Source organism: Flavobacterium sp. ACN2 (assembly GCF_002303885.1).
Lineage (GTDB): Bacteria > Bacteroidota > Bacteroidia > Flavobacteriales > Flavobacteriaceae > Flavobacterium.
On sequence record NZ_MRCM01000019.1, the window covers coordinates 122,187 to 134,919 of the forward strand.

Here is a 12,733-nt window from a genome sequence, read left to right on the forward strand (position 1 = left end):
CAAAGATTAGCTACATTCTGCACAGAATATCTAGTGTGATTCCTCGTTCCTCGGAATGACAAACAGAACGTGTTACATTATGGAATCATTCCTTCCTAAAACTCTCTGGAGGTCCCAAATACGAGTCCAAAACTTTTCCTTCTTCCGCTTCAATTACAATTTTCTGAAGCACCAAAGCCGGATCAACCGCATAAATCTTCAAAACATGATTTCCTGATTTTTCGATTTCATGTGTTGAGGTTATTATTTTAATATTATTTGCAACAGATTCTGCCCAAGCTTTTTCCGAAGAATCTGCATTGAGGTTCTTTATTTGCGGTTTTTCATCATCAAAGCCAATTCCGTATTTTAAGCCGTTGCCAATTTTAAAATTGATTGTCGGTGAAAAATAAGCGTTTACTTTTATTTTTCCTTTACTGAAAAAATGAACGTTGTATTCTAATCTTGGTGATTGTTCTGAAATTTCAATTGGCTGAATATTCGAAGGTTTTATTGTTATTCCAGAATCTGTTTTACCAAGATTCGGAATTATGGCCCATTTTACTGCATCCGAATTTATTGCTTTAGAATAATTTTTACTTTCTATTGAAATGTAACCGTTATCCTCCACAAAACCGCGTAAATGTTCTAAATCTCTATTTTTATTATTTGCTCTTTCAGTCTTTGGAAAATTCACAGCAGAAATTTCCGCTTCAGCTTTATTTGAAATTTTGATTGTTTTTGTTTTCGGAATTATATTTTTATCTGGCTGTTGCCAATTATCATATCCAATATGCGTTTGCGACATCATATGATTCCATTTGCCATTTGACAGTTTCGTATGATAATAATTCGTTAGCAAACTGTCTTTTTCAAATAACTCTTTTACTTTTTCAGCATAATCATTTGCCAAAACTTTTCCTTGTTCTGCATATAAATGATTTTTAGCCGTTGCAACATATAATTCGTTTAAATTGGCGCTTGCCAAAACAGGAAATAAAACCAGCTGATAAAAAGCATCTTTATACTCTGGTTTCATTTTTTCGTTTATCAAATTGGCTTTTTTAACCAATTTCTGATATTCTGTTACAACTCGATCTGCTTCATTATAATTGGCAACACTATACGTTTTAGCATCCAGCAATTCTGGTTTTCTGCGTGAATTGTATTTAGTATATAATTTTAAAATAGACGCAATTTCTTCTGTAGACTGATCGCCAAAATTTTCTTTTGCCCAATCCACATAATATTGTTCCAAATTACCTGCATTGAATTTTTCAGGATTCCAAGCCATGTCTAAGAAAAACTCAATCGGAAATTCCATTGGTTTGATATCGCCCACATTTACAATCCAGATTTTATCGACTCCGTATTGATATGCCAAATCCATTTGCTCCCAAGTACGCTCGATTTGATTCGTGTTGATCCATTTATAATTTCTCGGTCCGCCAACATAATCGTAATGATAATAAATACCGTAACCGCCTTTTCTTGGTTTCGCATCGAGTTCTGGAAGTTTACGGATATTTCCCCAATTATCATCGCATAATAAAAGTGTTACGTCGTCGGGAACGGTCATTCCTTTGTCGTAATAATCCTGAACTTCTTTGTAAAGCGCCCACATTTGTGGCGTTTTTTCAGCAGGTTTTTTAGTAACTTCCGCAATAATATTTCTTTGAGTTTTTACAATATTTTCTAATAATTCAATCGCAGTTCCCTCAGTCATAGGTTCGTCGCCGTCGCCACGCATTCCAATTGTAACAATGGTTTCTTTGTTTCCCATTCTTTTAATTCCGTCTTTCCAAAACCGAATCAAAGCTTTCGAATTGGAATTAAAATCCCATTTTCCGTTTGCTTTTCCCCATTCTGCATGCGCTCTCGTTAACGGTTCGTGATGCGAAGTTCCCATGACAATTCCGTATTCGTCGGCCAAAATAGCATTCTGAGGATCTTCAACATAAAACATTCTGCCCCACATTGCTGGCCATAAATAGTTGCCTTTCATCCTGAGAATCAATTCAAAAACTTTATCGTAGAATTTCGAATTGAATCCGCCAAATTTCTCGAATGCCCAGCCTGTAAGTGCAGGCGCTTCATCATTTATAAAAATCCCCCTGTATTTTACTTTTGGTTCTCCCTTCGAATGGATTCCAGGCAAAACATGCAATTCTGATTGTTTCTTAACCGGAACATCTGCCCAATAATACCAAGGCGAAACACCAATTTGATTCGATAAATCGTAGATTCCGTAAATTGTTCCTCGTTTATCGGAACCTGCAATTACCAACGCTTTTTTAATTCCTTTAAACGGATTTTCGATAATTTGCGTGGTAAATTTTTCCCATTTTCCCTGAAGTTCTCTGGCATCAATTTTACCTTCCTTAGCTAATTGATCTATTATTTTACTCTTTCCTAATGTCCCAATAATCACAACAAAATCTTCTGCTTCTGAAATGTTTTTAATTCTTTTCGGATGTAAATCTGAAACTTGAAAAATGTCGTTTTCTAAATGTGCAGTTACTTTTAAAACTCCTACATAATCTTTATCATCAACCAAAATCGAAGCTATTTTTCCTTTTGAAACTAAAGGAAAGTTTTTGGCTGAAGCCTGATTGACTATATACTTCTCTGGATTTATGGCGTACGACTTTGTACTTAATCCGATTAGGAAAAGTAGTAGAACTAGATATGAAGTTTTAATTTTTAAACACATAAAGTCACAAACTTTTTTATTTAATCTCGCTGAGTCGCTAAGATTTTTTACTTCTTTTAGAACTTAAAAAACTTTGCGTCTTTGCGTCTTTGAGAGAAACTATCAACGTAAAAACTTAGAAACTTTGACTACAAACCCAATTTATAAGCAATTCCCATTTCCAAACCTCTCAACTCAGCCAAACCTTTTAATCTTCCTGTCAAAGAATAACCAGGATAAGTTTCTGTTTCTTCATCCACTCTATGAAGAAAACCATGATCCGGGCGCATTGGCAGACTTACTTTGATTTTGTTCATTAACAACAATAATTTCTCAATAATAACTTCCATTTTCACATCACCATTTAAATGTTCCGATTCCCTAAAAATGGTTTCGCTTTCGCGGATAGTATTTCTCAGATGCAAAAAATGAATTCTATCTCCATGATTGTCTATGATTTTCTCGAGATTATTTTTTGGATCAGCGCTTAATGATCCTGTGCAATAACACAATCCGTTTGCTATTGACGGAACAGCGCTGAAAATAGCTTTCAAATCGGCTTCTGTTGAGACAATTCTTGGAAGACCTAAAACCGAAAATGGTGGATCGTCGGGATGAATTGCTAATTTTTGCCCGTTTTTCTCCGCAATCGGAGTTACTTCTGATAGAAAATAAATCAGGTTTTCTCTTAATTTTTGATTGTCGATTTCGGCATAATTCTCTAAAAGAGACAAAATCTGCTCCGCCGTAAAGTGGATTTTACTTCCTGGCAATCCTAATAAGACATTTTTAAACAGCAATGCTTTTTCATCTTCGGATAATTGATTTCCAAACTGTAACGCTTTCTCTTTTTCCATCTCCGAATAATCCTTTTCTGAATTCGGTCTTTTTAAAAGAAACACATCAAAATAAGTAAATGCATCCTGATTGTACAGCAAAGCTCTACTTCCGTCTTCGTTTATAAAATTATGATTGGTTCTTACCCAATCCAAAATAGGCATGAAATTGTAGGTTATGATTTTGATGCCACATTCGGCCAGATTCTGCAAACTGATTTTATAATTTTCGATGTATTGCAGATAATTCCCCGAAGCTCGTTTGATTTCTTCATGAACAGGAAGACTTTCAACCACAGTCCATTCCAACCCGTAATTACGAATAATTTCTTGTCTTTCTTTTATTGCTTCAATCGTCCAGACATCTCCAACCGGAATTTGATGCAATGCGGTTACAATTCCTATTGCTCCAGCTTGTCGAATGTCAATCAGCTTGACGTTATCATTTGGACCGAACCATCGCATGGTTTGCTGTATTCTTATCATATTTAACTTTTGTAAAAATTAATTAAACACTTAGAAACATAGATTGATATTAACTCGAAAAAAGATTAAAAAAAGAAACTAGTTTCTAACACATAGTCTATATGCATTAATGTAAGTGAATCGCCTTTTTTAGACAAAGAAGAACTATGTTTCTATGTGTTTAAAATATTTAAAAATTAAAAACCTATACTATTTCCGCCATCAACTGGCAATACCGTACCGGTAGTATATTTTGATTCGCTTAAAGCGAAATAATAAACCGCATCTGCAATGTCTGATGGTTCTCCTAAATATCCCATTGGTGTTCTTTCTAACACTTTATTTTTTCTTTCTGGATCATTATCAAGTGCTGTTGACGACATTTTGGTTTTAATAAATCCCGGAGCAATACAATTTACGCGAATTCCTGCAGGTGCCAATTCTGTTGCCATCGCACGTGTCATTGACTCAATTGCGCCTTTACTAGCCGAATATGCAATTACTTTTGGAATTCCGTACTGCGATGCCATAGAACTGATATTGATAATGCTTCCGCCTCCGTTTACTTTCATATTTTTTACGACCTCTCGGCTCACACTAAAAACGCTTAAAAGATTGGTATGGATAATTGAAAGGAAGTCTTCATCGGTTACATCTGTAAACTCTTTTTTCATATTGATTCCGGCATTGTTTACCAAAATATCAATTGGGTTTTCTTTTGTAATACTTTCAATCATCGCAGGAATACCTTTCAAATCGTTCAAATCGAAAATTATTGGAATAGCATTTTCTCCAATTTCTTTGCAGGCATCTTCTGTTTTTTCTTTTGATCTTCCAATTATATAAGTTGTGATTCCGTTGTCACAAAGTTTTTTTGCGGTTGCAAAACCTAAACCCGAATTTCCTCCGGTTACAATTGCTGTTTTTTTGCTCATAATTTTAAAAATATATTTTTTTGGATGCTAATAAAACGGATTCGCTATCGTGAAATCGCTGATTTACACAGATTTTTTATTCTCATTTTCATTAAAAAAAATCCGTCTTTTTTCCGTGTCTTCGCGATAGCGAATCCGTTTTATCCGCATTACAATTATTCATTTTATTTAACCATTCCCCGGTGCAAAAGGAAATTTTAATGATTTGAAATACTCCAAAGTCTGTGTTGGTCTTTCAACTCCGTCAGGAAGTTCTTTTCCCGAAAACTGCTGAAAGTACAGCAAACACGCATCACGCCACCATTTTGCTTCTTTATATTGAATTTCCAACAACATTTCAACCTCATTAAAACGTTCGCTGTCAATATACTTTTCAGTTTTCTTCCAGACATTCTGCATTGCTGCCACCTGATTTACACCTTCCTGATATTTTAATGCCAAACCATTCCAAAGTGTTTGTCCATTTTTCAATTTATAATCCCACGAAACATGATGAAACCACAATAAATCCTTTTCGGGACAAGTTTCTAAATTATCAAAAAGATTGGCTACTTCTGGTGCGTATTGCGAAACGGCATTTGTTCCTGATTTTGATCGATCGAAACCAATTCCGTTTTTGTCTGCTTTATGATAGTAAGTCGGATTCCATTCTGGTCTTGACAAATTCGAAACCCAAGGTCCTGGACCATAATGATGTCCTGTATCCATAATATGATGCAAACCAAGCGGTGTCATATAATTGACAACGGCTTCACGCGATTCGATCATCAAATTTTTTACTGGTTTAACGAAATTTTCATTGTTAGAAAAAGTACTTCTTAACCATTCATCAGCAATGGTTTCAGAATCTAAATACGGATTCCAAGCCAGTCTGCCGAAACCATACCAATTGGCCTGTGCAAAAGGATGTCCTGTCCAGTTTAAGTCGTTCCCAATATTGGCAACGCCAGCAATTCCGGTTAATTTATTTGGGTATAAAGTGCCGTCAACAACTTTAGCAACAGTTGAACCTTTTCCTTTTTGATAGGTATCTGAGTCTAAAACTTCTTGAAATAATTTTGGCAAGAAAACCAAATGCGTGCTGAAGCCTAAATATTCCTGCGTGATTTGAAACTCCATCATTAAAGGAGTTTTCGGCATTGCTCCAAATAACGGATGAAAAGGTTCTCTCGGCTGAAAATCGATTGCTCCGTTTTTAACCTGAACAATTACATTCTCTTTGAATTTTCCATCATAAGGCTGAAATTCGGCGTAAGCCTGTTTCGCACGATCATTTGCATCATGTTCTGAATATACAAAAGCTCTCCACATAATTACTCCGCCAAAAGGAGCAACAGCATCTGCCAGCATATTTGCACCATCAACATGATCACGTCCGTAATTTTGCGGCCCAGGCTGACCTTCTGAATTGGCTTTTACCAAAAATCCTCCAAAATCTGGAATTCGTTTATAGATTTCAGCCGACTTATTTTTCCACCAATTAATAACTTCAGGATCTTTTGGATCGGCAGTTTTTAAGTTTCCAATTTCGATTGGTGCCGAAAATCTTGCGGTTAAATAGACTTTTATTCCGTAAGGTCTAAAAACATTGGCCAAAGCTTCTACTTTTTCTAAATACTGCGGAGTTAAGATTAAAGCGTTTGCATTTACATTGGTCAAAACTGTTCCGTTAATTCCGATTGAGGCATTCGCTCTAGCGTAATCAATATAGCGCTGATCGATAAAATCTGGAAGTTTCTGCCAGTTCCAAAGCGAAAATCCAGCGTAACCTCTTTCAACTGTTCGGTCTAAATTATCCCAATGGTTTAGGATTCTGATATTGGTTTTAGGAGAATCAACAATATTTAAATTTTTAACCGATGTATTCGTTTGCAAAATTCTTAAGAAATTAAAAACTCCGTATAAAACCGCAACTTCATTTTTTCCTGTAATAATGATTTGCTTTTTGTTTTTTAAAGAAATGGATTTGATGATAAAACCTTCTTCATTTATTTTATCAAAATCAGATTTCAATTCATTTTTTAGTTCAATATTCAAATTCGATGCTGAACCAACGATAAGATTATTTTCTCCTTTTACATCTGATTTGATTTCGGGAATATTTCCCAACATATCTGAAAATCCTGTTTTGATTTCTTTCTCAGCAATTTTAATAGTTTCGGAGTTTCCTAAAATAATAATCCCTTTAAGATTGTTTTTGTATTCTGAGGCTATTGCAGAATTAGCAACTGGATTGTACTGCAACCACAATTTATAATCCTTTTGTGCTGAAGCTTGAAAGGAAATCAGAAGAAACAGGAAAAGAAATCGTAGTAAAGCCATGGTTTTAATTTATTCTTTATAATCTCATTTTTACAACATCAATATTTTATATCCAATTAAAAGTATTTGACAAAATTTTAATTTAAAAAATACATTATCTTAAATAAAACAACAAATGCAATCGGTTGCGTAAAAATATAGGATTGTTATTTAAGAAAAAAATTTTAAGTTGCTTTTTTTTCAAAAAATATATTTCTATAACAAATAAAAGCAGGATAATTATAAAAACTATCCTGCTTTAACTGGGTGGATTTACTATTTTAAATCCTTTATTTTTAAATCTATTTCTGCGAAGATTCTCTTGCCAGTACTTCCGTATTTAAGAATGTAATTTCTTTGGCATCATCATCATTTTTAGATGATTTCAAATTTTTTATTATAATATCAGCTGCTGCTTTTCCCATTTTTTCGGCAGGATGCGTAATAGTAGATAAATTCGGATCTATAATCTGCGAAATTGGGTCATTGTTAAAACCAATTACTTTGAATTCTTCTGGAACTTTAATTCCGCGTTTTTTAGCAGTTTGAACAGCACTTACTGCCAAAATATCTCCAGGTGCAAATAAACCGTCTGGAATTGGGTTTAAATCGAATAAAGAGTTACTGGCTTTTACTCCATCTTCATAAGTAACAGAATTTAGATTGATAATCAATTCTTCTTCTACTTCTATATTATGGTCTTTTAAGGCCTCTATGTAACCTCTTTTTCTTTCGTTATATAAGTTTCCTAATTCTGAACCTGCCGTTAAATGCGCAATACGAATACATCCTTGCTCAATAAGGTGTTTTGTAGCTTTGTAACCTGCTGTATAATTGTCAATTACAACTCTAAAAGTATTATAATCTTTCGGAACCCTATCGACAAAAACTAACGGAATATTATTGTTCGAGAATTGATGAAAATGGGCTGTATCTCTGGTTTCCATTGCCAGCGAACAAATTACACCGCTCACACGATTGGAGTACAAAGATTTAGCCATATTTACTTCTTCTTCATACGAGTCATGCGACTGCATAATGATTACAGTATAATCTGATTTTTGAGCTGTAATTTCGATTCCGCTGATTAGAGAAGATAGAAAGGGCTGTGTAACAGTGGGAATCAAAACACCAATGGTTCTGGTTTTATTTCCACGCAAACCTGCTGCTAAAGTATTGGGAACAAATCCCATTTCTTCAGCGGTTTTTTTCACTTTCTTTATCGTCTTGTCACTTATGGTATGATGATCTTTTAAAGCTCGTGAAATAGTAGATGTAGCCAGATTAAGTCTCTCGGCTATATCATAGATCGTTACATGTTTATTTTCTTCCATGAAATAAAAAATAAAGATGTAAATATAAACTATTTTCGTTCAAGATGTTCTATTGTAAGATTTCACACAAAATAAAATTTTCCTGACTAGCTCCATTAAAATTCAAGACTAATCAGGAAAATTCATCCGTGTTCTGATCTGTTATTTTTTAACATCGTTCTTTTTGTCTTTTAAAATTTTACCATCTTTGGTAAATTCTAGATCGATTTTGTTTGTTAAATCGACATCAAGATCTTTGTGCCCATAATCGATGTGCGTTATTTTTTCATTCGGATGATTCTTAGCTACATAAGCTTTAATATTATCTGGAATAAAATCAGTAGGAATTGGGTTGTCACCACCGTCAACTTCACGGTACGAACCGTCTTTCCAAAACTCTACTTCTGTTCCATCTTTGAGTTTTACTTCATAACCCTTTTCTCCATGTTCAGGATCTTTCTGTGCTTTTTCTACCAAAGTATGACTAAAATGTTTCTTTAAAAATTCCTGCGCTGGTTTTGGTAATTCGGTTACTTCAATTTTCTTCTGTGCACTGGCCGAGATTGTTGCAATTAACAATGCTATAGCCAAAAATAGCTTCATTTTCATAATTCATTTATTTAAGTATAGTATTACTAATTTACAACTTCAAAAAACGCATTCAAATGATTTTAAGAAACTTTTAGTTTTTCGAATAATCATAACAACCTCACTTACAATTACTTTTAATTGTAATTTTTAGAAAAAATATATCACAACTTTGCCTAAAAAATTTATTTTAAGAAATAGCTGTTCGATCCTTTTGTAGTATTTTTACCTTTCGGATCCCACAAAGTCCGATATAATTAACCTTAAGAATACAACACTTTAAAATTTATTCATACCAATTAGAGTTCAAACCCAAACGTATGGCAATCTGGTTAGAAAGGCTTTTTTTATTCCTCCTTGTCTTTTTATCTTTCAGTCTCCATGCACAGATTGAAAATAAAAAGCAGGTCTTTGCCACCAAAAAAAACTCCTCACTTAAACCAGACCATAAAATATTGGCTCTTTATGACTTGTATAATAAAGGAAACGAGAAAAAGGCATATCAAAACGCACATTTGCTATTAAAATCAAAAGCAGACAACCGATCTCTTGCAAGCACAAATCTTCTTCTTTCGTATTATTTTAACAAGAGAGCCATAATTGATTCTTCCATTTATTACACCAATCAGGCTTTTAAATATAATACCACAACCAATGATTCTTTAAAAAACCGTCTTTTCGCTTTGGGTTATAATTTGCTAGCGATTAATTACAATAAGCGAGGTTTGTTTAATGAAAGTAAAAAATGGCATCTTAAAGGAATAGAAGCTTCTCAAAAATACGATGAAAAAAATCTTTTTTACACTCACATACACGGTCTGGCACAAACTTATACAGAACTAAGAGATTATCAAAATGCTTTAAAATTATTTAAAGAATGCTTGGAATATAAAGAAGATACCGAAATAATTCTGGGAAGCTACATCAATATTGCTGACATTTATTCCAGACTGAAAGATTATGATAATGCCAATATTTATTACAAAAAAGGAAAAACGCTCTGTGATAAAACCAATAATTTTCAAGGAAAAGCCATCGTTTTACTTGGTTTAGGTGAAAATTATCAACACGAAAACAAATATCAAGAAGCATTAAAAATGTTTCAAGAAGCACTTGTTATTTCTGACGAAAACGAACTAAACCAATTGTCTATTATTTCAAGAAGTACCATTGGAAACTGTTACCTCTCTCAGAAAAAATACAATGATGCAAAATTGTTTTTTACCGAGGCACTCCAAAAATCTATACATTTTGGACTGCTTCAAACTCAAATAGAGATCTATGATGAATTGAGAAAAATTTCCATCAAACAAGAAGATTTTAAAAATGCTTATTTGTTTTATGAAAAATCAATTCATCTAAAAGATTCTATATCAAAACTGGAAAGAATAAAAGAAATTAATGAACTTGAAATTAAATACCAAACTACCCAAAAACAAAAAGAAATTGAATCTTTGAGATTTGAAAATGAAGTTAAAAAACTAGCCTTGGCTAGTCAAGAAGATGCAATCAAAAATATAATTCTTAAAGAAGAAATCTTTAAGAAAAATAATGAAAATACGCTTCTTGCTTACCAAAATTCATCCAACAAAAAAAGAAACGAAATAGCGCTCCTAAAAAAAAATCAACAATTAAAAAATTTAGAAATCAATCAACAAAAGAATTTAAAACTACTTATAATTAGTGCTTTTCTTATTTTATTGATTCCCATTATTGCACTGCTATTTCAGTTTCACAAACGATTCAAAGTGCAACATTTACTAAATATTAAGCAATCAGAAATTAGTTCTCAGAAAATAAACAGCATTTTAAAAGAACAAGAATTGGATCTAATCAAAGCATCAATCAGGGGGCAGGATAAAGAAAGACAACGTATCTCTCAAGAACTTCATGATAGTATTGGAGGTAATTTAGCGGCAATTAAACTGCAAATAAACAATTTAAATTCTTCTAATTTTTCGAATATCCAACAAATAAGCCAACAATTGGACGACACTTATCAGCAGGTTCGAAATTTATCGCACACTTTACTGCCTAAGAAATTTAGTCAAAATAAATTTCTAGAAGTTTTAGAATCATATTTGAATAATATTGGTGAGGCAAGCAAAATCAAGATTTCTTTTATTTCATATCGGAAGGAAGAAATTAATAAATTGGATGAAAATATTCAAGTTGAAATTTTTAAAATCATACAGGAGCTCTTAACTAATACAATTAAACATGCCCAAGCTACTGAAATTGAAGTTCAACTGAATTGTGTCGAAGATATCTTCAATCTTTTATTTGAAGATAATGGAATAGGTTTTGAAACCAAAAATACTCCAAAAGGAATTGGCCTAATTAATCTTGAAAATCGAATTAATAAACTAAATAGTTCATTTATAATCGATTCAAAATTAAAACGAGGTACTATCATTAACATAGAAATCCCAATTTTCCGATCAAAACCAAAAGCTTTAATAAAAAAATATTGATTTGAAGAACCAATTTCACGAATTAAAAAGCAACTAATATATTATTATATGACTAAAATTAAGCTACTTATTGCTGATGATCACACCATGTTCTTGCAAGGAATTATATCCTTATTAGAACAGGAAACAAATATCAATATTGTTGATAAAGCCGTAAATGGGATTGAGGCTTTGGAGATCATTAAAAAAAGTGCAATTGATTTAATTATTCTCGATATAAGTATGCCTGAAATGGACGGAATCGAATTGAGTAAAATTCTTAAAAAACAGCATCCACAGATTAAAATTCTAATTTTAAGCACACACAGCAATGCAATGATTATCTCTAGATTAATTAGAATTGGTGTAAATGGTTATTTATTGAAAAATGCTGAAAAAGAAGAACTACTTAAAGCTATTAACACAATTGCTTCAGGCGAAAATTACTTTGCAGAAGAATTAGAGGAAAAACATTTTACCAATAGTTCAAGAATTGAAAAACAGTCTTCTCATATAACAGAATTAAGTTCTAGAGAAAAAGAAATTTTAGTCTTAATAGCTCAAGAATACAATACAGCCGAAATTGCAGAAAAAACTTTTATTAGTTTAAATACTGTAAATACGCATCGCCGTAATTTATTATCAAAATTAAATGCGAAAAACACAGCTGGTTTGGTAAAATATGCTGTAGAGAATGGTTTAGTAGATTAATTGTATTACAATTCGCAAATTATATTACTTAAGCCCGAATAATATAGTAAAGCTCCCCAATGCTATACTAGCTATTCGAGCAAGTAATAAAAATCTGATTTAAATCAAATTAAAATTGCATGCTCATATCAATTTAATTCTCCAAAAATAATTTGATATACCTCGTTTACATTGCAACTTTAACACAAATCTACTACTCAACTTCATTTTTTACATCATTATAAATAATGATTTTACATTCTTTTTTTTCATGTTCAAACATTCCAAAAACCAAAACATATAAAAAACAGAAAACCCCATCCGATTTGGATAGGGTTTTCAAAAGAAAGGCGACGACATACTCTCCCACAAAACTGCAGTACCATCTGCGCAGGCGGGCTTAACTTCTCTGTTCGGGATGGGAAGAGGTGAGCCCCGCCGCAATAACCACCTTAAGGCTATTCGCTGCAAGCAGCTTTTA

The 12,733-nt window shown here is 32.9% G+C and carries 8 protein-coding genes and 1 rRNA gene; 2 read left to right on the forward strand and 7 right to left on the reverse strand.

The window, feature by feature from the left end:
* Positions 1-85: 85 nt before the first annotated feature.
* From BSF41_RS20250 to BSF41_RS20275, 6 genes are all read right to left on the reverse strand, one after another.
* Positions 86-2,692: a glycosyl hydrolase 115 family protein gene (locus BSF41_RS20250; protein WP_095931319.1), complete on the reverse strand. Its 2,607-nt coding sequence runs from the start codon at positions 2,690-2,692 to the stop codon at positions 86-88.
* Positions 2,693-2,820: 128 nt separating this feature from the next.
* Positions 2,821-3,984 (reverse strand): mannonate dehydratase, encoded by a 1,164-nt coding sequence (uxuA, locus tag BSF41_RS20255; RefSeq protein ID WP_095931328.1) that lies wholly within the window; start codon positions 3,982-3,984, stop codon positions 2,821-2,823.
* A gap of 185 nt (positions 3,985-4,169) precedes the next feature.
* Positions 4,170-4,907 carry an SDR family NAD(P)-dependent oxidoreductase gene (locus BSF41_RS20260; protein ID WP_095931320.1) on the reverse strand — a complete coding sequence of 246 codons (738 nt, stop codon included), beginning with the start codon at positions 4,905-4,907 and terminating at the stop codon, positions 4,170-4,172.
* A gap of 168 nt (positions 4,908-5,075) precedes the next feature.
* Positions 5,076-7,229: an alpha-glucuronidase family glycosyl hydrolase gene (locus BSF41_RS20265; protein ID WP_095931321.1), complete on the reverse strand. Its 2,154-nt coding sequence runs from the start codon at positions 7,227-7,229 to the stop codon at positions 5,076-5,078.
* 281 nt (positions 7,230-7,510) lie between these two features.
* The gene (locus tag BSF41_RS20270) at positions 7,511-8,542 is read right to left on the reverse strand and encodes a LacI family DNA-binding transcriptional regulator (protein WP_095931322.1); all 1,032 of its coding nucleotides are present in this window, start codon (positions 8,540-8,542) and stop codon (positions 7,511-7,513) included.
* 141 nt (positions 8,543-8,683) lie between these two features.
* Entirely contained in the window at positions 8,684-9,130 is a 447-nt protein-coding gene (locus BSF41_RS20275) for a PepSY-like domain-containing protein (protein ID WP_095931323.1), read from the reverse strand.
* Positions 9,131-9,834: 704 nt separating this feature from the next.
* Here BSF41_RS20275 and BSF41_RS20280 point away from each other — a divergent pair.
* On the forward strand, positions 9,835-11,583 hold the full coding sequence (locus BSF41_RS20280) for a sensor histidine kinase (RefSeq protein WP_253251863.1): 1,749 nt from the start codon (positions 9,835-9,837) through the stop codon (positions 11,581-11,583).
* A 48-nt stretch (positions 11,584-11,631) separates the two neighbouring features.
* Positions 11,632-12,273 carry a response regulator transcription factor gene (locus BSF41_RS20285; RefSeq protein WP_095931324.1) on the forward strand — a complete coding sequence of 214 codons (642 nt, stop codon included), beginning with the start codon at positions 11,632-11,634 and terminating at the stop codon, positions 12,271-12,273.
* Positions 12,274-12,597: 324 nt separating this feature from the next.
* Here the strand turns inward: BSF41_RS20285 and rrf are convergent.
* Positions 12,598-12,707, reverse strand: a 5S ribosomal RNA gene (rrf, locus tag BSF41_RS20290).
* Positions 12,708-12,733 lie beyond the last annotated feature (26 nt).

What these genes read in the sequence shown, in the direction of transcription:
- BSF41_RS20250 (WP_095931319.1), bottom strand. Translation starts at nt 2,692, where the DNA reads ATGTGTTTAAAAATTAAAACTTCATATCTAGTTCTACTACTTTTCCTA.
- BSF41_RS20260 (WP_095931320.1), bottom strand. Translation starts at nt 4,907, where the DNA reads ATGAGCAAAAAAACAGCAATTGTAACCGGAGGAAATTCGGGTTTAGGT.
- BSF41_RS20265 (WP_095931321.1), bottom strand. Translation starts at nt 7,229, where the DNA reads ATGGCTTTACTACGATTTCTTTTCCTGTTTCTTCTGATTTCCTTTCAA.
- BSF41_RS20270 (WP_095931322.1), bottom strand. Translation starts at nt 8,542, where the DNA reads ATGGAAGAAAATAAACATGTAACGATCTATGATATAGCCGAGAGACTT.
- BSF41_RS20275 (WP_095931323.1), bottom strand. Translation starts at nt 9,130, where the DNA reads ATGAAAATGAAGCTATTTTTGGCTATAGCATTGTTAATTGCAACAATC.
- BSF41_RS20285 (WP_095931324.1), top strand. Translation starts at nt 11,632, where the DNA reads ATGACTAAAATTAAGCTACTTATTGCTGATGATCACACCATGTTCTTG.